25 protein-coding genes are annotated in these 26,041 nt (G+C 64.2%); 5 read left to right on the top strand and 20 right to left on the bottom strand.

What is annotated here, in order from left to right:
- Nucleotides 1–22: 22 nt before the first annotated feature.
- The 11 genes from FZZ93_RS12695 to FZZ93_RS12645 all read right to left on the bottom strand — a co-directional run bounded on the left by FZZ93_RS12695 (nucleotide 23) and on the right by FZZ93_RS12645 (nucleotide 10,250).
- Entirely contained in the window at nucleotides 23–1,339 is a 1,317-nt protein-coding gene (locus FZZ93_RS12695; RefSeq protein ID WP_149322689.1) for a TRAP transporter large permease, read from the bottom strand.
- A gap of 43 nt (nucleotides 1,340–1,382) precedes the next feature.
- Nucleotides 1,383–1,895 (bottom strand): TRAP transporter small permease, encoded by a 513-nt coding sequence (locus FZZ93_RS12690; protein ID WP_149322688.1) that lies wholly within the window; start codon nucleotides 1,893–1,895, stop codon nucleotides 1,383–1,385.
- Nucleotides 1,896–1,959: 64 nt separating this feature from the next.
- Nucleotides 1,960–2,937 (bottom strand): TRAP transporter substrate-binding protein DctP, encoded by a 978-nt coding sequence (gene dctP, locus FZZ93_RS12685; RefSeq protein ID WP_149322687.1) that lies wholly within the window; start codon nucleotides 2,935–2,937, stop codon nucleotides 1,960–1,962.
- A gap of 57 nt (nucleotides 2,938–2,994) precedes the next feature.
- Nucleotides 2,995–4,122 (bottom strand): FAD-dependent monooxygenase, encoded by a 1,128-nt coding sequence (locus FZZ93_RS12680; RefSeq protein ID WP_149322686.1) that lies wholly within the window; start codon nucleotides 4,120–4,122, stop codon nucleotides 2,995–2,997.
- Nucleotides 4,123–4,436: 314 nt separating this feature from the next.
- Nucleotides 4,437–5,642 (bottom strand): NAD(P)/FAD-dependent oxidoreductase, encoded by a 1,206-nt coding sequence (locus FZZ93_RS12675; RefSeq protein ID WP_149322685.1) that lies wholly within the window; start codon nucleotides 5,640–5,642, stop codon nucleotides 4,437–4,439.
- Between the two features lie 12 nt (nucleotides 5,643–5,654).
- Nucleotides 5,655–6,410, bottom strand: coding sequence for an SDR family oxidoreductase (locus FZZ93_RS12670; protein WP_149322684.1), 756 nt, complete (start codon nucleotides 6,408–6,410; stop codon nucleotides 5,655–5,657).
- Nucleotide 6,411: 1 nt separating this feature from the next.
- A complete protein-coding gene (locus FZZ93_RS12665) occupies nucleotides 6,412–7,437 on the bottom strand; it encodes an aromatic ring-hydroxylating oxygenase subunit alpha (protein ID WP_149322683.1) in 1,026 nt (341 codons plus the stop codon).
- Nucleotides 7,438–7,486: 49 nt separating this feature from the next.
- Entirely contained in the window at nucleotides 7,487–7,792 is a 306-nt protein-coding gene (locus tag FZZ93_RS12660) for a recombinase-like helix-turn-helix domain-containing protein (protein ID WP_149322682.1), read from the bottom strand.
- 3 nt (nucleotides 7,793–7,795) lie between these two features.
- Nucleotides 7,796–8,113, bottom strand: coding sequence for a non-heme iron oxygenase ferredoxin subunit (locus FZZ93_RS12655; RefSeq protein ID WP_149322681.1), 318 nt, complete (start codon nucleotides 8,111–8,113; stop codon nucleotides 7,796–7,798).
- Between the two features lie 303 nt (nucleotides 8,114–8,416).
- Nucleotides 8,417–9,199 (bottom strand): GntR family transcriptional regulator, encoded by a 783-nt coding sequence (locus FZZ93_RS12650; protein ID WP_246146211.1) that lies wholly within the window; start codon nucleotides 9,197–9,199, stop codon nucleotides 8,417–8,419.
- Between the two features lie 274 nt (nucleotides 9,200–9,473).
- Nucleotides 9,474–10,250: a ferredoxin--NADP reductase gene (locus FZZ93_RS12645; RefSeq protein ID WP_149322680.1), complete on the bottom strand. Its 777-nt coding sequence runs from the start codon at nucleotides 10,248–10,250 to the stop codon at nucleotides 9,474–9,476.
- A gap of 145 nt (nucleotides 10,251–10,395) precedes the next feature.
- On the opposite strand from FZZ93_RS12645, the gene FZZ93_RS12640 reads away from it, so the two are divergent.
- Both FZZ93_RS12640 and FZZ93_RS12635 read left to right on the top strand, forming a co-directional pair.
- Nucleotides 10,396–11,322 carry a LysR family transcriptional regulator gene (locus tag FZZ93_RS12640; protein ID WP_149322679.1) on the top strand — a complete coding sequence of 309 codons (927 nt, stop codon included), beginning with the start codon at nucleotides 10,396–10,398 and terminating at the stop codon, nucleotides 11,320–11,322.
- Nucleotides 11,323–11,509: 187 nt separating this feature from the next.
- Nucleotides 11,510–12,001, top strand: a complete 492-nt coding sequence (locus FZZ93_RS12635; RefSeq protein ID WP_149322678.1) for a hypothetical protein — start codon at nucleotides 11,510–11,512, stop codon at nucleotides 11,999–12,001.
- Nucleotides 12,002–12,022: 21 nt separating this feature from the next.
- Here FZZ93_RS12635 and speE read toward each other — a convergent pair whose 3' ends face one another.
- Both speE and hemE read right to left on the bottom strand, forming a co-directional pair.
- On the bottom strand, nucleotides 12,023–12,883 hold the full coding sequence (speE, locus tag FZZ93_RS12630) for a polyamine aminopropyltransferase (RefSeq protein WP_149322754.1): 861 nt from the start codon (nucleotides 12,881–12,883) through the stop codon (nucleotides 12,023–12,025).
- 85 nt (nucleotides 12,884–12,968) lie between these two features.
- Nucleotides 12,969–14,033, bottom strand: coding sequence for a uroporphyrinogen decarboxylase (hemE, locus tag FZZ93_RS12625; protein ID WP_149322677.1), 1,065 nt, complete (start codon nucleotides 14,031–14,033; stop codon nucleotides 12,969–12,971).
- A 129-nt stretch (nucleotides 14,034–14,162) separates the two neighbouring features.
- On the opposite strand from hemE, the gene ribA reads away from it, so the two are divergent.
- Together ribA and FZZ93_RS12615 are read left to right on the top strand one after the other, a co-directional pair.
- The gene (ribA, locus tag FZZ93_RS12620; protein ID WP_013330846.1) at nucleotides 14,163–14,798 is read left to right on the top strand and encodes a GTP cyclohydrolase II; all 636 of its coding nucleotides are present in this window, start codon (nucleotides 14,163–14,165) and stop codon (nucleotides 14,796–14,798) included.
- 123 nt (nucleotides 14,799–14,921) lie between these two features.
- Nucleotides 14,922–15,212: a hypothetical protein gene (locus tag FZZ93_RS12615; RefSeq protein ID WP_149322676.1), complete on the top strand. Its 291-nt coding sequence runs from the start codon at nucleotides 14,922–14,924 to the stop codon at nucleotides 15,210–15,212.
- 98 nt (nucleotides 15,213–15,310) lie between these two features.
- Here FZZ93_RS12615 and FZZ93_RS12610 read toward each other — a convergent pair whose 3' ends face one another.
- The 5 genes from FZZ93_RS12610 to FZZ93_RS12590 all read right to left on the bottom strand — a co-directional run bounded on the left by FZZ93_RS12610 (nucleotide 15,311) and on the right by FZZ93_RS12590 (nucleotide 21,074).
- Entirely contained in the window at nucleotides 15,311–16,864 is a 1,554-nt protein-coding gene (locus FZZ93_RS12610; RefSeq protein ID WP_149322675.1) for a Na+/H+ antiporter NhaC family protein, read from the bottom strand.
- Nucleotides 16,865–17,077: 213 nt separating this feature from the next.
- Nucleotides 17,078–17,848 (bottom strand): co-chaperone DjlA, encoded by a 771-nt coding sequence (djlA, locus tag FZZ93_RS12605; protein ID WP_149322674.1) that lies wholly within the window; start codon nucleotides 17,846–17,848, stop codon nucleotides 17,078–17,080.
- 118 nt (nucleotides 17,849–17,966) lie between these two features.
- Complete coding sequence (dxs, locus tag FZZ93_RS12600) at nucleotides 17,967–19,907, bottom strand: 1-deoxy-D-xylulose-5-phosphate synthase (RefSeq protein ID WP_149322673.1); 1,941 nt, start codon at nucleotides 19,905–19,907, stop codon at nucleotides 17,967–17,969.
- Between the two features lie 14 nt (nucleotides 19,908–19,921).
- Nucleotides 19,922–20,806 (bottom strand): (2E,6E)-farnesyl diphosphate synthase, encoded by an 885-nt coding sequence (gene ispA / locus FZZ93_RS12595; RefSeq protein WP_149322672.1) that lies wholly within the window; start codon nucleotides 20,804–20,806, stop codon nucleotides 19,922–19,924.
- The gene (locus FZZ93_RS12590) at nucleotides 20,790–21,074 is read right to left on the bottom strand and encodes an exodeoxyribonuclease VII small subunit (protein WP_149322671.1); all 285 of its coding nucleotides are present in this window, start codon (nucleotides 21,072–21,074) and stop codon (nucleotides 20,790–20,792) included. The genes ispA and FZZ93_RS12590 overlap by 17 nt, the downstream gene beginning before the upstream one ends.
- Nucleotides 21,075–21,343: 269 nt before the next feature.
- Here FZZ93_RS12590 and serA point away from each other — a divergent pair, with 269 nt between their 5' ends.
- On the top strand, nucleotides 21,344–22,594 hold the full coding sequence (gene serA / locus FZZ93_RS12585) for a phosphoglycerate dehydrogenase (protein ID WP_149322670.1): 1,251 nt from the start codon (nucleotides 21,344–21,346) through the stop codon (nucleotides 22,592–22,594).
- Between the two features lie 48 nt (nucleotides 22,595–22,642).
- On the opposite strand, the gene FZZ93_RS12580 is transcribed toward serA, so the two are convergent.
- Both FZZ93_RS12580 and FZZ93_RS12575 read right to left on the bottom strand, forming a co-directional pair.
- A complete protein-coding gene (locus FZZ93_RS12580) occupies nucleotides 22,643–23,653 on the bottom strand; it encodes a Csu type fimbrial protein (RefSeq protein WP_149322669.1) in 1,011 nt (336 codons plus the stop codon).
- On the bottom strand, nucleotides 23,653–25,962 hold the full coding sequence (locus FZZ93_RS12575) for a fimbria/pilus outer membrane usher protein (protein WP_187774528.1): 2,310 nt from the start codon (nucleotides 25,960–25,962) through the stop codon (nucleotides 23,653–23,655). Before FZZ93_RS12575 ends, FZZ93_RS12580 begins: the two co-directional genes overlap by 1 nt.
- Nucleotides 25,963–26,041: the final 79 nt, after the last annotated feature.

Below are 26,041 nucleotides of genomic sequence, written 5' to 3'. Positions count from 1 at the left end.
GGGCACCGGCTCAATCGAACACTCAGTCGAACATCAGGGCGACCGGCCAGGTGACGATCTCGGGAAAGGCGAAAACGATACCGATGGCCAGGAAGTCGCAGGCCAGGAAAGGCAACGCCGACTTGTAGATGCTGCCCATTCGCGTGCCCTCGGGCGCCACCGCCTTCATCACGAACAGCGCCGCACCCAGCGGCGGCGAGGTGGAGCCAGTCTCGATGGCGATCAGGAAAAGGACGGCGAACCACAGGGGGTCGAAACCGAACTGTTCCACCACCGGCACGAAGATCGGCAGGGTGATCATCATGATCGGCAAGGGCCCCATGAACATGCCGAGCACCACGATAGTCAGCACCATGGCCAGCACGATGGTCTTGTTGCCGAAGGGCAGTCCGAGCACGGCATCCATCAGGCCGAAGGTCGCCCCGGTGAAGGACAGCAGCTGGGTAAAGGCGATGGCGCCGGCGACGATCAACAGCACCATCACCGAGATGGCGGCGCTTTCGAACATCGAGCTCTTGAAGATATCGAGGCTCAGGCGGCGCTTGAACAGCGCCAGCAACACCGTCGCCACGGCGCCCGAGGCGGCCGCCTCGGTGGGCGTGGCCAGGCCCAGGAAGATCACACCGACCACGGCGAAGACGATGATGCCGATGGGCAGGATGTTGCGTGCCCCGGCCTCGAGTTTGACCCGCATCGGCGTGGGCGCGACGTCGAAGGATGGCGCCACTTCCGGCTGCAGCGTGCAGCGACCGAGGATGTAGATGGTATAGAGCACCGCCATCAGCAAGCCGGGCAGAATGATGGCAATCAGCAACCGGCCGATCGGCAATTCGGCCACGACCCCCAGCACGACGGCCAGCGAGCTTGGTGGAATCATGATCGCCAGGCCGGCAGAGCCAAGAATCGGCCCCAGCGACATGGGCTTCTGGTAACCGCGCTTCTCCATCTCGGGCACCAGGCTGGAGCCCAGCAGCGCGATGGAGCCCATGCTGTTGCCGGTCAGGGTGGAAAACAGCACCCCGCCGCCCACGGCCATGAAGGCCAGGCGTCCACGAAGCTTGCCGAACCACTTGTCGAGCGTGTCCAGCAGGTCATTGGCAATGCCCGAACGGAACATCACCTCGCCCATGATCATGAACATGGCAATGGGAACCAGCGTGAAACTGGTCAGCGCGCCGGTGGTGTTGATCACCAGTTGCTCGACGCCCGACATGCCGCCCAGCAGCACATAGGCGCCCACCAGATTGACAACCAGGAAGGCGAACGCCACCGGCATGCCAAGCATCATCAGTAGCAGGAGCGGTCCCATGAGCAGGAGCAGCGTCAGCCACCAGTCCATATCAGCCTCCAGAGGAGATTATTGTTGCGCGAGCCGACGGGGCTCAGCGCTTGAAACTGTCGAAAGTCTGCGCCACGAACTGGATCGCGAGCAGCAGCATGCCGAGGGGAAAGACCAGGGTGATCAGGTAGCTCGGCGGGCGCATCAGTGTGGTTTCGCGCATCCCGTGCTCGAGCTGGTCGAGCGTCACCAGCCCGCCTACCCAGGCGCAGTAGCCGCAGGCCACCGCGGCCAGCGCGCTCATGGCCGCGACCAGCAGGCGCCGCGGCCACTCGGGCAGGGCTTCGGTCACCAGGTCGATGGCCACATGCCGATGCTTTTCGAGCAGGTAGGGCGCGCCGAGAAAGGTCATGTAGAGCAGCGCATACTCGCTGAGCTCGACGACCCAGACCAGCGAACGATCGAAGATCAGCCGCGACAGGATTTCCAGGAATACCAGCCCGGTGGCGAGCACCAGCACCAGGCCACTGAACCAGGCCAGCCACAGGTTGAGTCGACTGACGCCACGCATGAAGGCGTTGGACGTCGCGTGCTCGACGGTGAGGGAATCATCCATAGCGAAAGCCCCGGGAAGTGGATGGATACCGGCGCCACGACCGGCACCGGCATCGGGTCACATTTCAGTCGACGAGCATCGCCTTGAGTTCGGCATGCAGCTCAGGGTCGACATCTTCGGCGAGATGCTGCCAGGCGGCCTCGATCGCGGTATTCAGGTACTCGTCGGCAGCGTCCCCGGTCAGCTTGACCTCCTGGAACCCGGCGTCTTCCATCTGCTGGTAGCCGGTAGCGATGATCTCGTCCCAGCTCTGATCGATCTCCGACGCCAATTCCTCGCGCAGATAGGTTTGCACCCGGCCGCGCAGTTCCTCGGGCAGTTCGCTCCAGGCATCCGGATTGACCAGCACGCTGAAGCCGGCGCGATAGTAGGGGGGCGTGATGTAGTAGTTGACCACGTCCTCGAACTGGTCGACCCAACCCAGGTTGCTCTGGGCGAAGCCATCGATGACACCCCGCTCCATGGCGGTGTAGATCTCGCCCATGGGCATCACCAAGGGTTCGGCGCCCAGGGATTCCACGAACGGCAGGATGGTCGGGAAGACACGAATGCGCTTGCCTTCCAGGTCGTCGAGGCCGGTCACCTCATCCTTGAAGAACAGGAAGAACTTCACCGGGCTGGCCGGAATCTCGCCGAGCAAATGCAGGCCACGCTCGGCATGCACCTGGGTCATGCGCTCCAGGTAGTCGGTTTCGGCGATTTCCTCATAGGTCTTGAAGGAAAGGTTGGACGCCGTGGCCGACGGCACGAGCCCGGAATAGTAGCTGGGACTGGTCAGCGCCATGTCGATGGAGCCATTGCGCACGGCATCGGCCAACCGGAAAGGCGGCATCACCTCGGGGCCACCGCGCCAGTTGATCTCGAGCTCACCATCGAACTTCTCGTTGATGGCCGTGACGAATTCTTTGAAACCGTGGGACACCACCGCCGTCTTGGGCGTGAAGGAAACGGCGTTGAGCGTTACCTCCTCGGCGTGAGCGACCGTGGCCGCCCCGATCAACGACAGGCTCAACAGGGACTTGAACAGGAGCTGCTTGGTCATGGTCGGTCTTTCCTCGGGTGTTGTTATTGAGTTCGATGAGTCGGTGCCCGGGCGATATCAGGGCAGTTCCAGGCCCCAGGCATCATAGCCATAGACCCAGTCGGCATTGCCTTCGCCCTTGAGCCAGTCATTGGCGCGCGAGCCTCGCTGTACCTGAGCGGTACGCTCTTTCCTGGCCTGCTCATAGCGCTCCAGGGCCAACGTCAGGTCATCGCGACCGACACCTTCCAGGCAGCGCGACAGCACCACGGCATCCTCGATCGCCATGCAGGCCCCCTGGGCCATGAAGGGCACCATCGGATGAGCCGCATCGCCGAGCAGGGTGGCGTGCCCAACCGACCAGCGCGACATGGGTTCCCGCACGTAGAGCGCCGACTTGGTCACGCTGTCACAGGCCGCCAGCAGGGCGCGAACATTGGGATGAAAGTCCTTGTAGACTTCTCTCAGTTCCTCGACGTCGCCGGGCAACGTCCAGGATTCATCGCGCCAGTCGTCCTGAGGGGTGGTCGCGAAGACGAAAACCTCTTCGCCGCGCGTCAGGGGGAAGACCACGACCTGGACGTCGGGCGTCGGTCCCCACCACTTGGTGAAAGCATCCAGGTTCTCGACCTCGGGCACGGCGCTACGTGGCACCACCGCGCGATAGGACACCAGGCCAGTGAACTCGGGCCGATCCGCACCGAACAGCTCGCGACGCACAGCCGAGTGAATACCGTCGCCGCCGACCACCAGGTCGACGTCCTCGTGGCTGCCATCGGCGAAGTGAATGCGCATCGGCTCGCCATCTTCGATGCGCTCGGCCTGCTTGCCCAGGCGAATGGCCTCCTGCGGAAGCGACGCCTCGAGGGCCGTGAGCAAGTCGCCCCGATGGATCGTCAGTTGCGGCGCACCATAGCGCTGCTCGGCGGCCTCGCTCATGGGCAGACGCGAGGTCTCCTCCCCGGTGTCCCAGGTGCGACTGATGCGATGGGTGGGACGCGCCGCCGTCTCGCGCAGGACCTCGCCGACACCCAGACGATCCAGGGCGCGTACGGCATTGGGAGTGAGGTTAACGTCGGCACCGATGCGCAGAAATTGTTTGGCGCGCTCGAAGACGACGGCCTCATGGCCCTGCCGACGCAACGCCAACGCCGCGCACAGCCCACCGATACCACCACCACATATTCCGATTTTCAGCTTTGTCATATTCTTGTTCCTGCCCACGACTGCGGGCTGATGGATCATATTTGAAACTTTGTTTATTATTTGATTAAGGCAAAGATAAGTCGCTGCACCCACGTTGTCAAACAGCGGTTATCGATGCGCATGAGGCTCGGTAATTCTGCCGGCATACCGACGGATGCGGGGCCGTCGACAAGGCTGGCTCGGCAAGGTGACAGAAGCGAAGGATGCTGGCCCATGACCGGCACGCCAGTCGGGTGGATGAGGCACGGTAGTTGGCCAGGAGCGAGATGGCGGGAGCCGCAACTCCCGCGACGATCAATGTGGCTCGTCCGTTTTCAACGTAATTGCATCAGGTTGTACTCGGGATCTCCCAGCGCCTCCGGATCGAGGACCCGCCCGGCGGCCAGCCAGCGCTTGCCGAGCTTGATGGCGCGCGGCTGATCGAATGCCACCATCTGGGCCAGCCGCTGCTCGCCATCCAGATAAAAGAATACCGTTCCCTGAGCATCCCGACGCTCCACGCACCGCACCTGCCCTCCCGGCACCCCGAGAATCTGGATATTGACGCCGTGCTGGTCCGACCACAGCCAGGCCGGCTCATCGTAATGCGCGTCCTTGCCGAGCATGGCATCGGCCACCACGCAGGCCTGGTTCTGGGCATAGGCCCAGGACTGCAGGCAGAGCCCCAGGTGAGGATGCTGGGCGACATCGCCGGCGGCGAAGATTCGCGGGTCCGAGGTACGCCCCGCAGCGTCGACCACGATGCCCTGGCCGATCTCGAGCCCCGCCTCGCTCGCCAGCTCCCGGTTGATCTCGACACCGACGCCGACCACGACCAGGTCGTAGGGCTCACGGGCCTCGCCGTCAGCCGTGATCGCCACCCGGCCGTCGACCTGCTCGTCGAGCCGGGTATCCTGTCGCTCAAGCGCCAGGCCCACACCGTTACGCTCGTGGAGCTCACGGATCGCTTCCGCCACCTCGGCACCCACGCTGCGACCGCACAGCGCCGGGGCACGCTCGAAGACATCCACCTCGACGCCCAACTTGCGGGCACTGGAGGCCACCTCGAGACCGATCCAGCCACCGCCGATGATGCCGATGCGACGGCTCTGCTCAAGCTGTTTCCTGAGCCGGGAGGCATCGTCCCAGGTCCGCAGGGTCATGACATTGCCGATCTCGGCCCACTCGGGTACCGGCATGCGGGGGCGGCTGCCCGTGGCGATCAAGAGACGGTCATAGGGAAGGCTCTCGCCATCATCGAGCACTACCTCGCGCGCGTCGCGATCGATCGCGGCGGCATGTCGCGGACGCCGCCATTCGATGTCGAGGGCAGCCTGGCTGTCCTCGGGGAATAACCTGGGCAGTGGTGCGTCGTCGGTCACCACGCCCTTGGAAAGCGGCGGCCGCTCGTAGAAGTCATGGGGTTCGTCGGCGACCACCATCAGCCTTCCCGCGAAGCCCTCGCCCCGCAATGCCTTGCAGGCATGTCCGCCGGCCTGACCGCCACCGATCACCACGATGCGCTGGATATCGTCTGTCATGTTCGCCGCTCCTCAGTTGAAGACGAAGCCGCCATTGACGGGAATCACCTGGCCGGTAACGAAGGTCGACCAGTTCGACAACAGGTAGAGAATGGTGCCGTCCACGTCGTCGGGCTGCTGTTCGCGTTTCAGGGCTCGGCCCTGGGCATAGAAGTCGTAGCGTTCCTGGGGCACGTACTCGGTGGCCTCGCAGTGGGTCAGCCCCGGCGCCACGGCATTGACGCCGATACCACGCTCGCCGAGCTCGCGGGCCATGGCTCGCGTCATGGAGATCACCGCGCCCTTGCTGGCCACGTAGGCCATCAGCCTGGGAGCGCCCCACAGGGCGGTATCCGAGGCCAGATTGACGATCCGGCCGCCATCTCCCGACTCGAGCAATGGCATCGCTGCCCGTGTCATCAGCCAGGTCCCTTTCACGTTGACCGTCATGACGCGGTCCCAGAGGTCCGCGTCGTAGTCCATCAGGGTCTCGCCGCCGACACCCGTAGCAATGGCGGCATTATTGACCAGGCCATCCAGGCCTCCACCCCCGGCAACCCTGGCCATGCCCGCCTCGATGGAGGCCGGGTCGGCCTGGTCGATGCTCAGGGCCTCCACCTCGGCACCCCGGGCGCGCAACGCCTCGGCGGTCGCTTGCAGTTCGTCGGCGAGGATATCGCTGATCACCAACCGCGCCCCTTCGGCGGCGGCGGCTTCGGCGACGCTACGTCCCAGGCCGCGGGCGGCACCGGTCACCAGGATGCGCTTGCCGGATAGCATCTCGGTCATCTCAGGCCGCCTGCTGGCGCTCGGCCAGCTGCTTCTTGGCTGCCTTGAGCATCACACGCCGCAACCGGGAAAGGCCCACGTCATGCTGATAGAGGTTCTCGTGATGGCGGGCGTCCGGCGCGAGATTTTCGAGAATGACACGATCCTGCTCGAGCACGTCCCAGTGCAGTCCTTCCAGCTTGGTGCGATAGAAGAAACGCCACACTTGGCGTTGCCAACCGTCCGCCTTGCGGATCCGCCAGAAGAAAACCCGGGTGTTCTCCTTGTCCTCGGGCACGGCCATGCCCACGATCCAGAAGGGACCGCCCGGTCCGAAGCGCTGCTGATAGGGGATCGAAAGGCGCAACCACATGACACCGGTGTTGCCGTATTCCACCCAGTCGAAGTTGACCCCGGCCTGCCCCGTCTTCTTGAAGATGAAACCGCTCGGGGTGGGCTCGAGCTCCATCTCGGCCTGACGATCACCATCCGCCATGGAGTGGGAATCGGCATGCAGGTAGGTGCCATGCATGGGGTCCATGACATTGTCGATGGCATACTGGTAATTGCACTTCCAGGTCGCGGTGCACAGGAAGTGGCCGTATGTCTCGCCATCGGTCAGTTGCTCCGGCAATTCCAGCTCGCCGGGCGCCTCGTCGGGAGTGACACCAAAGTAGACGAAGATGGCGCCCTGAGCTTCCTGCACATGATAGCGGCGCACGCAGGGTTGCCCGACCAGGGGGCTGTTGCTGATCGCCGGCACGTCGCAGACCTCGCCCGCACCATTGACTTCAACACCGTGATACCAACAGGCCAGACGGTCGCCCAGATTCCAGCCCTTGGAGAGGCGAGCGCCACGGTGGGGGCAGCGATCCTCGATGGCATGCAGGGTGCCGTCGTAGCCGCGCCACAACACCAGGTTCTCGCCCAGCCGGGTGATTCCCAGAGGGTGGCTGCCCACTTCCCAGCTGGCGGCAACGGGATACCACAGCGAACGCAGGCCGCTGTCCAGATAGTCCTGCACGGCGTCGGTAGATGCACTAGTCATGATCGACCTCGTTATTGATTGTGTACTGACAGGCGTGGCGTGAAGGGGATTACTGGCCCAGGATCGCCATTTCCTGGAGAAAGCTCTCCTGGGTCCAGGGATGCCCTTGGCGATCATGGCACTGGCGGGCATTAAGGCCTTCGACCAGGGCATCCAGCTCGGTGACGCCATCGGCGAAGACCACTTCCAGGGCATCCACCAGCGCCAGCTCGAATGGCCCCGGCGCACTCGGCCGGGTCTGCCACACCGGGTTGGCAAAGTCTCCCGGCGCTTCGATGTATCCCTGATCGGGCTCGCTGGACGGAATGATGCGCTGCCAGTTCTTCAACTGGGGGTTGTAATCCTGCTGGGCCATGGCTCAGTGCTCCTCGCTGACTTGGAGTTGTATCTGATCGTCGATGATGCGGACCGGATAGACATGCAGGTCACGGTCGGCCGGCTCACGAAGGCACTTCCCGGTCCGGATATCGAAGGTCGCCTCGTGCAGGGGGCATTCGACCTGCCCGTCCTCGACGAACCCCTGGGACAACAGCGCATAGGCGTGAGGGCAGACATCCTCGAGGGCGTAATATTCGCCATCCAGCACGTACACGCCGACTTCCTTGCCATCGAGCTTGGCGGAATACGGGAAATCTTCCTGCACCTGGGCGGTCTTGCAGACGGTCGTCCAACTCATGACGTAGTCCTCATCGGTCGGATGCATGAGCTGCATGCATCAATTATGGAACTTTGTTTTTTATATGATCCTTGGCGGCAGTATAGGAGCACTGCCGCGCATGTCAATACTATATAGTATTAAGGGCACACGAAATGCCCAGCACCTGACGACCTGGGGACAGGTCTTGTACGAAAAGTCGACGAACGAAGGTGAGGCTAGGCGAAATCGGCCGAGAAAAGCGCAGTCTACGAGGGGTAAATGAGCATTTTCAGGCCGATTTCAACGCGGTAAGCAGCGAGTGCAGGCACTGTTCGTACAGCCTTAGCGCAATTCAGTATGCAGCGAGAGAGAGTAATCGTTGGCGGGAATGTGCATGACTTGCCAGGCGACGACCGTGCCGTCCTGATGGCAATAGAAGGTTTCGAGCCGCAGGCCGGATGCCGGCTGCTCCGCATCGGGTGCGATAGCCCTGGCCACGGCTCGGGGCAGGCGCACCAGGCGCACTCGATTGTCGGCATGGTCGACGACCATACGAGTACGTGCCTGCAACAGGGGCAGGACGCTTTCGTGCTCGAATGCCTCGACCGGCGCCTCAAGCAGGGCCTCGGCCTGGTCCGCACGTAGATAGATCTCGGTGTGGCAGTCGAAGGCGCCATCGATACGATCCTGACGCACCAGGCGAACATAGCCCGCTTCGCAGTGGCCGAGCGCTTCGCTCCACCCTCCGGGCCGCTCCGCTCCGACCCGTTCCCGCTTCATCAGTCGGATGAAGACCATGCGTACCCGAGAACCATCGGGACGCAGAAAGCGGAAGGCCGGCGTGGTGATCTCGCGCCGATGATCGCCCGCGGCGACGAAGGTCCCCAGACGACGACGCCGATACAGTTCGCCGCTCTCCACCAGATCCCGCAGCGCCTTCTGTACCGTACCCAGGCTAAGGGGAAGTGCCTCGGCCAGCGCCTGTTCGGTGGGCAAGCGAGTGCCCTCGCGCAACTGCCCTTCGACGATCAGCTCGATGAGCGCATCACGCATGCACAGATACTTGGGAGACTTGGGGGAGCGCTCGAGATGTCGCGAGACACGCTCGGCAAGCAGCGTCAACACGGCAACGTCCTGACCGGGAACATGAAGGAGAGACATGGTAGCAAGGTTGGGGGCTCGAAGCTCGAAGAGGAAAGCATACGAGCGGCGGGACACGAGATACGAGCGGCGAGCAACGAGTCGTTCGGAGCCGGGGTTGATTTTCGTGGCTCGTTTCCCGTATCTCGCAGCTGAGTTGCTTCCAGCGGCGAAGCCGCGTTCTTCAGACTTCCCGCCCGGACAACGTCCGGGCGTTCTTCCAACTTACGGTTTACCGCTCCCGGCGCAGCCGGGCGGCTTACTTCTCGACGAAGGCCCGTTCGATGACGTAGTCGCCCGGGTCGCCCATGCGCGGCGAGATGTTGAAGCCCAGTTCGTCGAGCAGCGAGCTGGTCTCGTCGAGCATCGCCGGGCTGCCGCAGAGCATGGCGCGGTCCTGCTTGGGGTCGATGGTCGGCAGGCCGGTGTCCTCGAACAGTTTTTCCGTACGGATATGATCGGTCAGGCGGCCGGTGGTGTGGAAGTCTTCCCGCGTCACCGTCGGATAGTAGACGAGCTTTTCGCTGATCTCCTCGCCCAGGTATTCGTGCGCGGGCAGCTCCTTGGAGATGAAGTCGGCATAGGCAAGCTCGCTGACGGTACGCACACCATGGACCAGCACGATCTTTTCGAAGCGCTCGTAGGCCTCGGGATCCTGGATCAGGCTTATGAACGGCGCCAGCCCCGTGCCGGTGGACAGCAGGTAGAGGTTGCGGCCTGGCAGCAAATCGTCGGTGACCAGCGTACCGGTGGGCTTGCGGCTGACCATGATCTTGTCGCCGACCTGAAGATGCTGGAGCCGTGAGGTCAGCGGGCCATCCGGTACCTTGATGCTGAAGAACTCGAGATGATCCTCGTAGTTGGGGCTGGCGACGGAGTAGGCACGCATCAACGGCTTGCCCTCCACCTCCAGGCCGATCATCACGAACTGGCCGTTCTTGAAGCGCAGGCTACGCTCGCGGGTGGTGCGAAAGCTGAACAGCGTGTCGTTCCAGTGATGCACGCTGAGGACTTCTTCCTCGGCAAACTTGCTCATGTCGACTCCTACATATTCCGGAAGCGCATATATGCGCCATTCACTCTTTGCAACTGATTCTAAGCAAGGCCAGAATATCTGTTAAATGGATTGTATGGATAAAGCTTATCTATACTTTGGATAGAAATGCTCTGGAGCCAGCCGAATGCGCTATACCCTGCGTCAGCTCGAGGTCTTCGTGGCCGTGGCCCAGCACGAGAGTGTCTCCCGAGCCGCCCGCGCCCTGGCACTCTCCCAGTCGGCCGCCAGTACCGCCCTGGCCGAGCTCGAGCGACAGTTCGACTGCCGATTGCTGGACCGCATCGGCAAGCGGCTCAAGCTCAACGCGCTGGGCTTCCAACTGCTTCCCAAGGCCGTGGCACTGCTCGACCGTGCCGAAGAGGTCGAAGAGTTGCTGCGCGGGCAGCAAGGCATTGGCACTCTGGACGTAGGAGCCACGCTGACCATCGGCAACTACCTGGCCACCTTGCTGATCAGCGACTTCATGCAACGCCATCCCGGCAGCCGCGTTCGTCTGCAGGTCCGCAATACGCGCACCATCATCGAGGAGGTTCGCCAGCATGAGCTCGACCTGGGGCTGATCGAAGGCCAGTGCGAGGAGGACGATGTCATCACCCAGCCCTGGGTGGAGGACGAACTGGCAGTGTTCTGCTCACCGCGCCACCACTTGGCGAACCAGGGGCCGGTGGAACTGGATCGCCTGCTGCGGGAGGCCTGGATCATGCGCGAACAGGGGTCGGGCACCCGCCTGACGCTGGAACAGGCCGCACGTCATCGCCGCGGGCGCTTCAACACCCTGCTCGAGCTGGAACATACCGAGGGCATCAAGCGTGCCGTGGAGTCGGGGCTGGGTATCGGCTGCGTCTCCAAGCTGGCCCTGCGCGACGCCTTCCGTCGCGGCAGCCTGGTGCAGATCCCGACGCCCGAGCTGGACCTGAGCCGCCAGTTCGCCTTCATCTGGCATCGCCACAAGTACCTGGCGACCGGCATGCGGGAATTCCTCAAGCAATGCCGTCACATGACGGAAGGCATTCGCAGCAGCGACCAGATCGACCTGCCCTATTATTCTTGAGGATCTGTACTCCTGAGGGCCCACCGCCCGTTCGGCGGCACGATAGACGGCAGTTGGCGACACCCGGCGTCGGTCTTCGCGGACACTGCCCGACCGTCGTCGTCTAGGGTAGGATGCGGGCTCACCGGCAAGGAGCGCCGGCGCAACCTCGGCACTTCAACCGCCGATGCTATTCAGAGGACTCAACATGCGGCAATTCCTGTTTCCGCGCCAACCCCTGCCACGGCGCACCCTGCTGTTCTGCCACGCCGTCATCCAGCTCGGCTTGCTGGTGGCCGGCGGGCTGTGGCTGGCGCCGCGCACCCCCTGGCTCGCCGATACCACCTGGTTGGCCGCCTGGCCACACCTCGCCCTCGGGGGCGGTGTGCTGTTGCTGGCCATGGTCGGCGTTCGCTTGATCGCCGAACTGTGGCTGCTGCCCTACCACCTGGCGGGCCTGCGCTCCGGCTTCGCTCCGGGCGATGTGGTCACCCGCTCCTTCGATCGGCGCCCGGCCGTCCACGACAACGAGCGCGCCTGGACCTCCGCGGCACGCTCGGTATCGATGGACGATGAGGTCATCGGCAGCGCTCGCGTCGCCCAACCGGGATCACGCCAGCGCCACGCGGGCAACGAACCGACCCTGAACCCGAGCGACGGCGAGGCGGAACCCGACTCTCGTCACGAACCACGACTATGAAGGCACCGCCGGCGTCGGGCCTCAATCAAATGCCCGACGCATGAACGGCGGCAATGCCAGGGCGCCACGGTGAATGTCGGCGGTGTAGTAGTCGAGCGGCAGGCCAGCCTCTCGTGCATCCTGCTCGCGGAAGTCATTCACCTCGCCGCCCTTGCCGGCCAGGGTGACGCTCCACCAGCCGGAGGGATAGACAGGCTGCGGAAATGGCAGGGTCGCCACGCTGTCGAACCCCGCCTCGCGCATGTCGCGACGCAATGAGCGGATGATCGAGCCGCTATGGTAGAGAGGCGACTCGCTCTGCTGCACCATCACTCCTCCGGGGCGCAGAATGCGATGACAGCGACGCAGGAAGTCGGTCGTGAACAGCCCTTCTGCCGGCCCCACCGGGTCGGTGGAGTCGATGATCAGCACATCGACGCTCTCGGCCTCCGCCTCGTCGACCCAGCGCACGCCGTCGGTAAAGGCCAACTCGGCGCGGGGATCGTCGTTCGACTCGGTCAGGGAAGGGAAGAAGCGCTCGGCGGCCCGGGTCACCTCCTCGTCGATGTCAATCTGGGTCACCTTCTCGACACCGGGATGACGCAGCACTTCACGCAGCGTACCGCAGTCACCACCGCCGATGATTACCACGCGTTTCGGATCGGCGTGGGTAAAAAGCGCAGGGTGCGCGATCATCTCGTGATAGAGAAAATTGTCGCGGTCGGTCAGCATCACGCAGCCATCGAGCACCATCAGGTTGCCGAAGGTCTCGGTCGCATAGACCTCGAGATGCTGATAGTCGCTCTGCACATCGTGCAGCTTGCCGGTGACCTTCAACGAAAAGGCACTGCCCTGGCTGTCAAAGACTTCGGTAAACCAGCCGGAATCAAGAGACGTGCTCATCATGAACCCTCGAGGTAAACGAATGGTGACGGGCCGCGCATGCATGTCCGCGACGGCCCGCAAGATAGTGTGATCCGGCACGCCATCATCCCCGATGGTAGGCGGGGCTCAGCTCGTGCAGCGCCTCGACGAAGGCCGTGACACGCTCGGGGTCGGTGAACTGGCTGATGCCATGCCCCAGGTTGAAGACATGGCCAGGTCCCGCACCGTAACTGTCGAGAATCCGCGCCACTTCGTCACGGATCGCCCGGGGATGGGCGAACAGCACATTGGGATCCAGGTTGCCCTGCAGCGCGACACGCTGCCCGACCCGGGCCCGGGCGCCGGAAAGCTCGGTGCTCCAGTCCAGGCCCAGCGCATCGGCGCCGGACTCCGCCTGGGCCTCAAGCCACTGGCCACCGTTCTTGGTGAACAGGATCACCGGCACGCGCCGTCCCTCGCGCTCGCGGATCAGGCCATCCACGATCTGCTTCATGTAGCGCAGCGAGAAGGCCTCGTAGGCCGGCGTCGATAGCGCTCCGCCCCAAGTGTCGAATATCTGCACGACCTGGGCGCCGGCGCGGATCTGGGCATTGAGGTAATCCGTCACCGCCCGGGCCAGCAGGTCGAGCAGTCGATGCATGGTGTCCGGCGTGTCGTAGAGCATGGCCTTCACATGGCGGAAATCCTTGCTCGAGGCGCCTTCCACCATATAGGTGGCGAGCGTCCAGGGGCTGCCGGAAAACCCGATCAGCGGCACACGTCCATTCAACTCGCGACGGATGGTGGTGACGGCATTCATCACGTAATCCAGGTCGCGTTCGGCATCGGGCACACTGAGCGCTTCCACTGCCTCGGGCGTGCGCACCGGCTTGCGGAATTTCGGCCCCTCGCCGGTCTCGAAATACAGGCCCAGGCCCATGGCATCGGGAATGGTCAGGATGTCCGAGAACAGGATGGCGGCATCCAGCGGATAGCGCTCCAGTGGCTGCAGCGTCACCTCACAGGCCCTGTCACGATCACGACAGAGATCCATGAAGCTGCCCGCCTGGGCGCGAACTTCGCGATATTCCGGCAGGTAACGGCCTGCCTGACGCATCATCCAGACCGGCGTGCGGTCCACGGGCTGACGCGCCAGGGCGCGCAGCAGGCGGTCGTTCTCGAGTTCCATGCGTTCGCTCATCCACGGAAAATGTGGTCGCCATTGTAACCCATCCGGCTCGACCGTGAGCCCGCCTCACCTTCCTGATAGAATGAAATCATCCCGACGGCCACGCCCGGTCCTTCATCGAGGTATATCGTGACGATTCGCTACATCGCCGCCTCCCGGCTCCCCACACCCTGGGCCACCTTCACCATGCACGGCTTCGAGGACGAAGCCACCGGCAAGGATCACGTCGTCCTCACCCTCGGTGAGGTCGGCGACGGCCAGCCGGTGCTCGGCCGTGTGCATTCCGAATGCCTCACCGGTGATGCCCTGTTCTCGATGCGCTGCGACTGCGGCTACCAGCTTCAGGAGGCGCTCAAGCGCATTGCCGAGGCGGGACGCGGCGTGCTGCTCTACCTGCGCCAGGAAGGTCGCGGTATCGGCCTGCTCAACAAGATCCGCGCCTATCATCTTCAGGACCAGGGCGCCGACACCGTCGAGGCCAACGAGCAACTGGGCTTCTCCGCCGACCTGCGTCGCTACGACCTCTGCCTGCCGATGCTTGAGCACCTGGGCATCGACTCGCTCAGGCTGATGACCAACAACCCCCGCAAGGTCGAGGCCCTGACCCGTGTCGGCGTGGATGTCGTCGAGCGCGTGGGGCTGACCACGGGCCTCAACCCGCACAACGAACACTACCTGTCCACCAAGGCCGGCAAACTCGGCCACATGATGGCACTAGGCGATTTCACTCCGGCCAGCGATGTGGACATAGAACGCAAACCCTGAGATCGCGCTCCAGCAGTCCAGATAGCCTGTATTGATCGAACCGATCGAAATATTTCTCTGGCCTTACACTTAGCTTGCTAATAACATGCAAGTTATCAAATCATCGCAAGCGAGGACCCAGAGATGAAAGCCAAACTGATGACCGCCAGCCTGCTGTTCGCCGCCCTGCCCCTGGCCGCCCAGGCCGATCCGGCCACCGAGCGGACCCTGCAGCTCAACGAGCCGCTGGCTGCAGTAAGCCAGCACGCACCGGCCACCCAGGCCCAGGCCGACGCCTCTTCCGACATCGTCGCCGAAGGTGGCAGCGATGCCATGGCCAAGGCCCGTCTCAAGCTGCGCGCCCAGCAGCAGCACGAGACCGATATCGCCGACAGCGGCGATTCCCTGGCGCCGGCTCGCGAAGCCACCACCTGAGCCGCCGGCACTGAAGCGCTCAGACTTGCTCCAGACGCAAGAAGGCCCCTCATCGAGGGGCCTTTTTCATGGGCGAGCGCCGTCATGCGTGGACTCTCTCAATCGGCAAGCGCCTCGTCACGCGACTTCACTCCGCCCCAGAGGAGGCGCAGCAGCACCACCGTCGTCACCAGGGCCCCGGCACCGGCGAGACCACCGACCAGAGCGCTACCGGTCAGGCCGGCGACGAAGAAGGCCAGGATACCGGCCAATCCGGCGGATATCGCGTAGGGCAGTTGGGTGCGCACGTGGTCGATATGATCGCAGGAGGAACCCGCCGAGGAGAGAATCGTCGTATCGGAAATCGGCGAACAGTGATCGCCGAAGATGCCGCCGCTGAGCACTGCGGCGATCGCCAGCGACAGCGGTAGGTCCATGGCCATCGCCACCGGCATGGCGATGGGAATCATGATCGCGAAGGTGCCGTAGGACGTACCGGTCGTGAAAGCGACCAGGGCACCGATCAGGAACAGCAGCACCGGCACCAGGCTGGGCGCAATGTTCGCCTCCGCCAGGGTCACCAGATAATCAGCGGTGCCAAGCTCCGAGGTCACGCTGCCGATCGACCAGGCCAATGTCAGGATGATGTAGACCAGCGTCATGCTCTTGATCCCGGAGACGACGATGTCCATGGACTCACGGAAGTCGAAGAGCTTCTGCTGCATGCCCATGACCAGGCCGACGACCACTGCCACGAAGGTGGCGATCAGGATCGACAGGCCGCCATTGGCCTCGCCCACGGCGGTGACCAGGTCGTTCTCGGGATAATTGCCGGTCCACAGGAACATCGGCGGAATCATCAGCACCAGCACGGCGATCGGCACCAGCATGTTGCGCTTGCGTGCCTGGGCCTCCGGAATCACCTCCATCTCGGCGACCTCCCGGTCGGAAGGCGGCGTGGCGTCCTTGGCCAGCACTTCGCCGGTGGTCCGGGCACGATGTTCGGCGCGTGCCATGGGCCCGAAGTCCCACTGGGTGATGACGATGAAGGCGATCAGGCCAAGCGCCAGCCAGGCATAGAAGTTCAGCGGAATGGAAGAAAGATAGATCAGGTACTCCGAGCCGCTGATATTCATCTCCGTCAGCTGCGTGCCGATCAGTCCCATCACGAAGACGACCCAGGTGGACACCGGACCCAGCAGGCACATCGGGGCCGAGGTCGAATCGACGATATAGGCCAGCTTCTCCCGGGAGACCCTCATGCGGTCGGTGATCGGGCGCATCACGCTGCCCACCGTCAGGGCATTGAAGTAATCCTCGAAGAAGATCAGCACACCGAGCCCCAGGGTCGCGCCCTGGGCCCCACGGCGCGAGACGACCCGCTCGGAAATCGCCCGGGCAATGGCCTGGGCACCGCCGGTGCGCTGCAGCACCATGATCAACACGCCGAACAGGCCGCAGTAGATCAGGACGGTAACGCTCCACTCATCGCCCACACTCGGGATGATGAAGTCATTGAAGCTGGCATAGAGGCCAGCGGCCGGGTTGCCACCGCTGAGCATGGTGGCACCCAGCCAGACGCCACAGAACAGCGCCGGAATCACGTTGCGCGTCGCCAGCGCCAGCACGATGGCCAGCACAGGCGGCAGGAGGGAAAACGGACCGAAAGACATCGAGGGTCTCCTTGGAATTCTTGTCGATCACCACAAGAATGCCTCGGCATCCGTTGTTTGGCCGGATCGAGGCAGAGGCGTCGTCCCCACCGGGTCGGCGGGTCGCCGCGCATCCTAGGCGGGTACGAGCGCCCCGGCAACCGTCATGTCACATTCCGGAAAACGCGGGCCGTCGTGAAGAAAGGTCATCGAGAGGAATGCGCCGCGTATCGATCAAGCGGCGTCAGCGGAGCGCGCCTTGCGGATACGCTCATAAGCATTGCCGATCTCGCTGGTGCGCTCCTTGGCCACTTCGCGCATGTTCTCCGGTAGCCCCTTGGCGGCCAGCTTATCGGGATGGTTCTCGCTCATCAGGCGACGGTACTGACGCTTGATCTCGGCATCGCTGGCCTCCGACGATACGCCCAGCACCTGGTAGGCATCCTCCAGCGAGGTTTCGTGCGGGGCACCGCCGCCCTCGGCCGCGCCTCGCAGCATGGCCTCGATCTGGGCAATCTCGGCCTCAGAGCAACCCAACCCACGCACCACCCGCATCAGCATGTCACGCTCGGCGGGATGAAGCTGACCGTCGGCGGTGATGGCCGCGAGCTGCACTTGCAGGAACACTTGCCGCAAGGCCGGCTGGCTGCCCACGATCTGACGAATCTTGGCCAGCTCAGCTTCGAGGTCGAAATCCTCGCTCTTGCCACGGTTGAAATCGGCCCGCGCCTTGGTACGTTGTTCCTCGCTCAGCCGCAGGCGGTCCCACAACTGACGGGACGCGTCCAGCTCGGCCTCGGAGACGCGCCCATCGGCCTTGCACATGCAGCCCATGACCGCAAAGGTCGACTCGAGAAACTGGGCTTGCACGCCGGCCAGGCGGCCCAGCATGCTCCGGCGCAAACGCCGGACGAGCCAGTAGCCGAGGCCCCCCCCGATCAACAGACCCACGGGACCACCGATCAGGAATCCCAGCACCCCACCAATCAGCACCATGGCCAGCATGTCGACTCCTTGAAACACGTCTCGCAAAAAAGATGGCGGGAGCATAGCACTCCGCCAAGGACGGGCGCGATGCGCGATATCTCATCCAGGAGTGCGCGCATCGAGTCCAGGAGGATATTCAACCGAGGCGGCGCCTGATCGAGGCCTCGATTCCTTCGGCATCGAGGCCGCATTCGGCCAGCAGTTCCGCCGGCTTGCCATGCTCGACGAAGACATCGGGCAGGCCCAGATGCAGCAGCGCCGTGCGGCGGCCTGCCGCGGCCAGCAGCTCGCCGACGCCACTACCGGCACCACCGGCGACCACGTTTTCCTCCAGGGTCACCAGCAGGTCATGCTCGTCGGCCGCAGCCAGTACCTCCTCGCGATCCAGCGGCTTGACCGAGCGCATGTTGAGGTGGGTGGCATCGAGGCGCTCGGCCACCTCGGCGGCCGGCCCGTTGAGACTGCCGAAGGCCAGCAGCGCCACTTTCGGGCCCTCGCCGCCGGCCCGGCGACGCATCTCGGCCTTGCCGATGGGCAGCGCCTCTAGATGCTCGGGAATCAGCGTGCCGGGCCCGGTACCGCGCGGATAACGCACCGCAGCCGGGCCGGGATGATGATAGGCGGCACTGAGCAGTGCACGGCACTCGGCCTCGTCGGCCGGCGCCAGCACCACCATGCCCGGTACACAGCGCAGGTAACTCAGATCCAGCGCACCGTGGTGAGTCGGACCGTCTTCGCCCACCACACCGGCGCGATCGATGGCGAAGGTCACGTCCAGCTCCTGCACCGCCACGTCATGAATGAGCTGGTCGTAGCCGCGTTGCAGGAAGGTGGAGTAGATGGCCACCACCGGCTTCATCGCCTCGCAGGCCAGGCCGGCCGCCAGCGTCACCGCGTGCTGTTCGGCGATCGCCACGTCGTAATAGCGTTCGGGATATTCCTGGGAGAAACGGACCAGATCCGAGCCCTCGCGCATGGCCGGCGTGATGCCAATCAGACGCTCGTCCGCCGCCGCCATGTCGCACAGCCAGTCGCCGAAGACGTTGCAATACTTGCGCGGCTTCGGGGGCGATGCCTCGTTCTTTTCCCCGGGCGTGGCGGCCGGCTGAGTCGGTTTGAACGGTGGCGGCGTTTCGCCGTTCTTCTCGAGCTTGGTGATGGCGTGGTAGCCGATGGGATCGGCCTCGGCGGGCAAGAAGCCCCGCCCCTTGCGCGTCTTCACGTGCAGGAACTGCGGCCCGTCCATGTCGCACATGTTGCGCAAGGTCTGGGCCAGGGTCGGCAGGTCATGGCCATCGATCGGGCCGATGTAGTTGAAGCCCATTTCCTCGAACAGCGTGGCCGGGCTGACCATGCCCTTCATGTGTTCCTCGGTGCGCCGGGCCAGCTCCAGGGCGCCGGGCAGGTGCGAGAGCACCTTCTTGCCGCCTTCGCGCATGCTGGTGTAGGGCTTGCTGGCCAGGATGCGCGCCAGATAACTGGCCATGCCGCCGACGTTCTCGGAGATCGACATCTCGTTGTCGTTGAGAATCACCAGCAGATTGGCATCCACATGACCGGCATGGGCCAGGGCTTCGAAGGCCATGCCGGCGGACAGGGCACCGTCGCCGATCACCGCGCAGACCCGACGCTTCTCGCCGCGCGTGCGAGCGGCCAGCGCCATGCCCAGGGCGGCGGAAACGGAGGTGCTGGAATGCCCCACACCGAAGGTGTCGTACTCCGACTCGCTGCGTCGCGGGAAGGCTGCCAGGCCGCCGAACTGGCGGATGCTCTGCATCGCCTCGCGGCGGCCGGTGAGAATCTTGTGCGGATACGCCTGGTGGCCCACGTCCCAGACAAGACGGTCGTGGGGCGTCTCCAAGGCATGATGCAGCGCCACGGTCAGCTCCACGACGCCGAGCCCGGCGCCGAAATGGCCGCCGGAAACGCCCACGCTGTAGAGCAGGTAAGCACGCAACTCGTCGGCCACCTGTACCAGCTGAGCCTCGTTCATGGCGCGCAGTGCGGCCGGTATTTCCAGGGTGTCGAGCAGCGGCGTGGCCGGACGCTCGACCGGGATGTCATCGAACAGCTTCATGTTGGCCCTGTGGTTCAGTGGTCACGCTCGATCATGTATCGGGCCAGGTTAGCCAGCACGCTGCCGGCCTCGCCCAGCGGCGCCAGGGCCGATACGGCCTCGTCCACCAGGGATCGGGCCTTGTCATCGGCCCCCTTCAGCCCCAGCAGGGTGGGATAGGTCGGTTTGTCTCGGGCGGCGTCCGCCCCCGAGGTCTTGCCGAGGACGGCCGTGTCGCCGGTTACGTCGAGCACGTCATCGCGAATCTGGAACGCCAGCCCGATGGCGGCGGCGTATCGCCCCAGCGCCAGCAGACGTTCATCGTCCTCGGGTACCGCCACCAGGCCTCCCAGGCGCACGGCGGCATGGATCAGCGCGCCAGTCTTGTGGCGATGCATCGTCGCCAGCGCCGTCAGGTCGGGGTGGCCCCCCACGGCATCCAGATCCAGTGCCTGGCCGGCCGCCATGCCATCACGCCCGGCGGCTTGGGCCAGGGTGCCGACCATCGCCGCCAGACGCGGGTGGCCGGTATCGGCCAGCACTTCGAAGGCCAGGGTCTGCAGCGCATCGCCGGCCAGGATGGCGGTGGCCTCGTCATAGGCGCGATGCACGGTGGGCCGGCCACGGCGCACGTCATCGTCATCCATGGCCGGCAGGTCGTCGTGCACCAGGGAATAGGCATGCACCAGCTCGACCGCCATCGCCGGACCGTCGAGCGCTTCGTCGCTCGCCCCCAGGGCACGCCCCGTGGCATAGAGCAGCACCGGCCGCAAGCGCTTGCCACCGACCAGCACGCCATGACGCATGGCCGCGTCCAGCTGCTCCGAAGGCGCCGACTCACCGCGCGCGAAGAGCGTTTCCAGGCATTCGTCCACGCGGCGACGATCCGCGGCCATCAAGCGTTCAATGTTCACCGTCATCCTCCTCGGGTGACGCGAAGGGCTTGAGGTCGATGCCGCCTTCCTCTCCCTCGGTCAGGGTGCGGACCTTGAGTTCCGCCTCGTCGAGCCGACGCTGGGCGTCGCGGGTCAGGCGAATGCCCTGCTCGAAGGCCGTCAGCGACGCCTCCAGCGACAATTCACCGGATTCCAGTCGTTCCACCAGCGCCTCCAGACGCTCCACGGTCGCCGCGAAATCCTCCGGCGCCGTCTCTTCGCTATCCTGCCGCTGCTTGTCCTGTCCCGCCATGGCTACCCTCGTCGGCCATCTCACCATGAGGGCGATAGTATACACGCTCCCCCGGGGGGGTCGTCTGCCCCGCGCCCGGCGCGTCTTGGTCATCATGCACGCCACTCATCCAGACGACGCGGCATTTTCATCCGCAACGGGCCGGGCTGTGGTAGCATGTTGGCCCTCGTTTGGAGCCTGTCGCGGCCAGGGCCAAGGGCGTCTGGCAAGCTCGGGCTTCACCTGCTGAACTGCATGCGGCGCGCACCATAGAAGGGGTTGATTCGACCATGGCCAAAACGTCCCTGGACAAGAGCAAGATCAAGATCCTGCTGCTCGAGGGCGTCCACCAGAGCGCGGTGGACAATTTCTTGAATGCCGGGTACACCAACATCGAACACCTGTCGACTTCGCTGGACGAAGAAACGCTGATCGAGAAGATCCGCGACGTCCACTTCATCGGCATCCGTTCACGTACCCAGCTCAACGAGCGCGTCTTCGCCGCCGCCGAGAAGCTCGTGGCCGTGGGCTGTTTCTGCATCGGTACCAATCAGGTCGATCTCGACGCGGCACTGGTGCGCGGCATCCCCGTCTTCAACGCACCCTATTCCAACACCCGCTCGGTGGCCGAACTGGTACTGGCAGAGGCCATCATGCTGCTGCGCGGCATCCCCGAGAAGAGCGCCAGCGCCCATCAGGGAGGTTGGCTGAAGTCAGCCAAGAATTCCCACGAGGCCCGCGGCAAGACGCTCGGCATCATCGGTTACGGCAGCATCGGCGCCCAGCTCTCGGTACTCTCGGAAGCCCTGGGCTTCGACGTCATCTACTACGACGTGGTAACCAAGCTCGGCATGGGCAATGCTCGCCAGGTGGGCAGCCTCGAGGAGCTGTTGGCCCGCGCCGACATCGTCACCCTGCACGTGCCGGACCTGCCTTCCACACGCTGGATGATCGGTGAAGAACAGATCGGCCTGATGAAGCCGGGCAGCATCTTGATCAATGCCTCCCGCGGCAGCGTGGTAGTGATCGAGGCACTGGCCGAGGCCCTCCAGGCCGGCCGCCTCAACGGTGCGGCCGTCGATGTCTTCCCGGTCGAGCCCAAGGGTAACAACGAGGAGTTCGTCAGCCCGCTGCGCGGCCTGAACAACGTCATCCTCACGCCTCACATCGGCGGTTCCACCCTGGAGGCCCAGGAAAACATCGGCATTGAAGTCGCCGAGAAGCTGGTGACCTTCTCCGACAACGGCACCACCATCACCTCGGTGAACTTCCCCGAGGTCGCTCTGCCGGCCCACCCCGGAAAGCACCGCCTGCTGCACATCCACGAGAACGTGCCCGGCGTGATGTCCGAGATCAACCGGGTGCTTTCCGAGGACAACATCAACATCCTCGGCCAGTACCTGCAGACCAACGAGCGCATCGGCTACGTGGTCATCGACGTGGACAAGGAGTATGGCCCCCGCGCCCTGGAGGCCCTGAGCAAGGTGACGCACACCTTGCGCGTACGGGTGCTCTACTCGGAAACCAGCTTCGAGGGTTGATCCGCTCTCCTCCCGCCGCAGGCGCCGCCAGAAGGCGGCGCCTTGCGTTCAGAACTCGACATCCACGACGACGGTATCCGTATAGACGCCAGCGGGTGGCGTCGATTGAGTCTCATCGATGATGCCACGGTAGATGAACCCCTGAGCGGTCACGCCATCATGGTTGCCCGGCGCGTTGTCAGCCTGGGTCGAATCGCGTCGCTCAGCCCCTTGGGGTCCCCAGCGTGACAGCCCGCTGGCCCCCTTGTAGAGCTCATAGCGCAGATACTCTCCCGACGATGCCATGCGCCGTTGGCCGGACGCAGCATGCTGACCATCGCTCAACCCCACGCTGTAGGCCTGCCCTTTGGTACAACGCACCGAAAGCGTCCGGGTGACCGGGCTAAAGCCGGCCACCAGCGGTGCCGAGCCGAAATCCAGATCGGGGGCATCAATCACGCAATCCGGCAGGACCTCGAGCTGCAGAGTGATAGTACTGGTACCACTCCCGTTGTCTCGCCCCAGGCATAACCCACCGATCCCGATCCCCTCGCAGACGGACCAGTTCCAGTTGACGGTCAGGGTATCGATATAGAGACCGGCGGCGACATTATCCGCAGAGCCCGGCAGGGTGCGGAAATACATCGGCAGTTCGATCGGGCCGCTGCTCCCCAGCAGACCGAGCAAATCCAACAAGGTAGCGTTGTAGTAATCGTAGGTAGTACCAAGCGTCAGGGGCACCTCGCCGCCGGGGTCGGCCGAGATGTCATAGTCGATGGTGTCGCCGGTTGGCACCTGGAGTTGGCCGCCGTTGGCGCTGGTGATCGTCGCATTCACGTAGTCGCTGCCAAGCACCGACAATAGCGGAGCCGAGCACTCCACCCCGGCGTTGGGCTGTGCCGATGTCTGCTGGGCACTGCCGGCCACCGTCAGCGAGCTCGCGACACCAAAACTCGCCAAAGGGTTCGGCGCCACCACATCGCAAGCCAGAGCGGAGTTCGTGCCACATACCACGGCCAGCAGCAGGCAGAACGTGACGAGACTCCGCCAGCCAAGGCGGATTACGCCGGTATGACCCATCACGTCTCCTCCATACGACACGTCACAGACGCCAGATCCAGGCGCCCCGACACCTCATCGGGCAAGGACAGAGGTGCCAGGCACTCGCTGCCATCCGGTAGCGACACCCTCAGGCGCATTCCCATCGACACCGTCTCGAGATACGTCATGCCATCCCAGCCGACCACGGCGCGTTCGCCACTCGACGAGCGCACCTTCGCACCAAGCGGCAGATCCTTGCCATCGGCATCCACCAGGTGAAGACTGGCGGATGTACGACGCGGCAGATCAAACGATAGCAAGTAACCGCTGCGCGGCTCGACGGCCACACGCCGCTCGACTTCCGGTGTGGCCACCTCGACAGGCAGCTCAAGCGGGTCGATTTCGTACTTGCCTGGATAATAGGCGGTCCCCCAGGGCACCAGCAGGTAGCCATCCTCATCAGTGTGGCCGACCGTCTGATTTTCATAACGCACCGGCACACCGGCCTCGCCGTCTGTGGACACCACCACAAAACTGTCATTGACCTCGTTGGCCAGAAAGCTGCGCCCGGCCATGAAGACGGCCGACCCGCTCAGGCCGCCGAAATAGGTATCGTCCTCGCCGGCCCCTTGCAGGCCCAACCGCCAGGAGGCGCTTTCCCCACGGTGGCGAACATCCGCCTGACGATAGATTGCTTGCCCCTCGCGGCGACGTACTCCCAGATTCCAGCCCCAGCCCCCTTCCAGGGGGGCGGCGCGCGAGTACTGCAGCTGCTGTGCCGCATTGCCCTCGGCATCGCGCTCCATGCCAGCGCTCACAACGCCACGGCCATGGTCGAGGGCGAGCGTGACCTGCAGCAACCCGCCCCAGCCCCCGGCCCCACCCATCTCGCGGTTGGCACTCAACGACAGATGCGCGTTACGCCACAGCGGACGCTGATAGGAGAGATTCAGCAGCCGGGTCGACACACCGTCGTCGACCTCGAAGTATCCGGCGGCCATGCTGCCCCACCTCCCCAGCGACGTGCTGGCGGTCACTTGGGTCCGAGTGCGGGCATGTTCAGGGATCTGCCGAGCCAAGACATCGGACAAATCGGCGAACCCCGCCTCCCTGCGCTCATGACGCGCCCCCAGACTGACGTTTCGGCCCCGGTACTGATACCCCAGGCTGTGAGCCGCCGCCGTGCCGAATTCACTATCGCTATATTGGTAGGCCATCTCCAGAGTGCCGGCACGCCATAAACCGAGAGTCACGCCCGCGCCGCCCAGCGCCAGGGAATCGGCCAACTCGGCATGTCCGCCAAGCGACAGTTGATCGGTGACCCCGATGCGCTGCGAGACACTGGCCGCCGCTTCATCGTAATCAAAACTGCGCTGCCCATAGCCTCGCCTCAACGCGCCGGCAGCAATGCTGAAGCTCGCCAGCCCCGGCCGCAGCAGCTCGTTGGTCACATAAAAAGGCAGGGTCCTGACTTCCCGACGCCCCTGGATATCCTCGGTGACCAGCGTTGCCTCGCCGGCCCCGTTGATACTCGGGACATCGGACAGCGTGAAGGGGCCTGGCTCGATATCCCGGCGCTCGACCCGATTGCCGTTGACGAACAGGTCCAGGGTGGTGGGTACCTCGGCATCGCCGGAGAAGCTCGGCAGCGGGTAGGTGATCAGATCCGGGCGAATCGCAAAATCGCGCGACACCTGCACACCGCCCAACCGCACGGCCCGCGTCCAGCTTAGAGGACGGGTGACGACATCCCCTGCTTCGTAGCTCAACAGGCGTTGCTGATCATCATGGCGCCAGGTCGTGTCGTAACGCACATAGGCCGATTCGTCGCCTGAACCGTCAGGCACCGACTCCAGAGCCTCGCGCCAGGCACCACTACTGCGCCAGCTTCCTCCCAGGCCGAACAGCCGCGCCTCATGCCATAGCGAAGCGCGCGTGGTTCCCTGACGCGCCTTGCTGACATGCAGGTCGTAATTGACCAGTGCACCGGGGCTGCTCAACGCCTCGGAGGAGGCTCCTGCCTGCCGGCCGCCCAACTGCTGTCGGGGCAACCATGCCGTTGGCACTGTCACCTCCAGGCGCTGGCGAAGCGCGTCATAGTGCGCCTCGACCTCCTCAAGGTGCATCAGATCAAGGTGCTCCATCGACGCCAGCCGTTCGGGAAACCTGATCTCACCAAACGCCTCCGGCGTTACCAGTAGATGCCCCCCGCGACGCGTCACCGATATCACCCGTCCGGTCGGCCGCTGGTTGAGCACCAGTTCCAGGTGCAACAGAGCCTCACGGTTCTGGGCGGCATCGGCGACCGGTGGCGGTGGCAAGTCCTGGCCGACAGCATGAGGTGACACGGCGAGCCATCCCAGGCAGAGGCCATCTCGGCACAGTCGTTGCAGCCTTTGCATCGGCAAGCCCTATCCGAATCCGGGA

Origin of the sequence: Halomonas eurihalina (genome assembly GCF_008274785.1) — a bacterium.
In the GTDB taxonomy this organism is placed as follows: Bacteria; Pseudomonadota; Gammaproteobacteria; order Pseudomonadales; family Halomonadaceae; genus Halomonas; species Halomonas eurihalina.
The sequence above is the reverse complement of the archived record's forward strand: the minus strand, read 5'-3'. Positions and strand labels throughout refer to the sequence as shown.

What these genes read in the sequence shown, in the direction of transcription:
- FZZ93_RS12695 (WP_149322689.1), bottom strand. Translation starts at nt 1,339, where the DNA reads ATGGACTGGTGGCTGACGCTGCTCCTGCTCATGGGACCGCTCCTGCTA.
- FZZ93_RS12690 (WP_149322688.1), bottom strand. Translation starts at nt 1,895, where the DNA reads ATGGATGATTCCCTCACCGTCGAGCACGCGACGTCCAACGCCTTCATG.
- dctP (WP_149322687.1), bottom strand. Translation starts at nt 2,937, where the DNA reads ATGACCAAGCAGCTCCTGTTCAAGTCCCTGTTGAGCCTGTCGTTGATC.
- FZZ93_RS12680 (WP_149322686.1), bottom strand. Translation starts at nt 4,122, where the DNA reads ATGACAAAGCTGAAAATCGGAATATGTGGTGGTGGTATCGGTGGGCTG.
- FZZ93_RS12675 (WP_149322685.1), bottom strand. Translation starts at nt 5,642, where the DNA reads ATGACAGACGATATCCAGCGCATCGTGGTGATCGGTGGCGGTCAGGCC.
- FZZ93_RS12670 (WP_149322684.1), bottom strand. Translation starts at nt 6,410, where the DNA reads ATGACCGAGATGCTATCCGGCAAGCGCATCCTGGTGACCGGTGCCGCC.
- FZZ93_RS12665 (WP_149322683.1), bottom strand. Translation starts at nt 7,437, where the DNA reads ATGACTAGTGCATCTACCGACGCCGTGCAGGACTATCTGGACAGCGGC.
- FZZ93_RS12660 (WP_149322682.1), bottom strand. Translation starts at nt 7,792, where the DNA reads ATGGCCCAGCAGGATTACAACCCCCAGTTGAAGAACTGGCAGCGCATC.
- FZZ93_RS12655 (WP_149322681.1), bottom strand. Translation starts at nt 8,113, where the DNA reads ATGAGTTGGACGACCGTCTGCAAGACCGCCCAGGTGCAGGAAGATTTC.
- FZZ93_RS12645 (WP_149322680.1), bottom strand. Translation starts at nt 10,250, where the DNA reads ATGAGCAAGTTTGCCGAGGAAGAAGTCCTCAGCGTGCATCACTGGAAC.
- FZZ93_RS12640 (WP_149322679.1), top strand. Translation starts at nt 10,396, where the DNA reads ATGCGCTATACCCTGCGTCAGCTCGAGGTCTTCGTGGCCGTGGCCCAG.
- FZZ93_RS12635 (WP_149322678.1), top strand. Translation starts at nt 11,510, where the DNA reads ATGCGGCAATTCCTGTTTCCGCGCCAACCCCTGCCACGGCGCACCCTG.
- speE (WP_149322754.1), bottom strand. Translation starts at nt 12,883, where the DNA reads ATGAGCACGTCTCTTGATTCCGGCTGGTTTACCGAAGTCTTTGACAGC.
- hemE (WP_149322677.1), bottom strand. Translation starts at nt 14,033, where the DNA reads ATGGAACTCGAGAACGACCGCCTGCTGCGCGCCCTGGCGCGTCAGCCC.
- FZZ93_RS12615 (WP_149322676.1), top strand. Translation starts at nt 14,922, where the DNA reads ATGAAAGCCAAACTGATGACCGCCAGCCTGCTGTTCGCCGCCCTGCCC.
- FZZ93_RS12610 (WP_149322675.1), bottom strand. Translation starts at nt 16,864, where the DNA reads ATGTCTTTCGGTCCGTTTTCCCTCCTGCCGCCTGTGCTGGCCATCGTG.
- djlA (WP_149322674.1), bottom strand. Translation starts at nt 17,848, where the DNA reads ATGCTGGCCATGGTGCTGATTGGTGGGGTGCTGGGATTCCTGATCGGT.
- dxs (WP_149322673.1), bottom strand. Translation starts at nt 19,907, where the DNA reads ATGAAGCTGTTCGATGACATCCCGGTCGAGCGTCCGGCCACGCCGCTG.
- ispA (WP_149322672.1), bottom strand. Translation starts at nt 20,806, where the DNA reads ATGACGGTGAACATTGAACGCTTGATGGCCGCGGATCGTCGCCGCGTG.
- FZZ93_RS12590 (WP_149322671.1), bottom strand. Translation starts at nt 21,074, where the DNA reads ATGGCGGGACAGGACAAGCAGCGGCAGGATAGCGAAGAGACGGCGCCG.
- serA (WP_149322670.1), top strand. Translation starts at nt 21,344, where the DNA reads ATGGCCAAAACGTCCCTGGACAAGAGCAAGATCAAGATCCTGCTGCTC.
- FZZ93_RS12580 (WP_149322669.1), bottom strand. Translation starts at nt 23,653, where the DNA reads ATGGGTCATACCGGCGTAATCCGCCTTGGCTGGCGGAGTCTCGTCACG.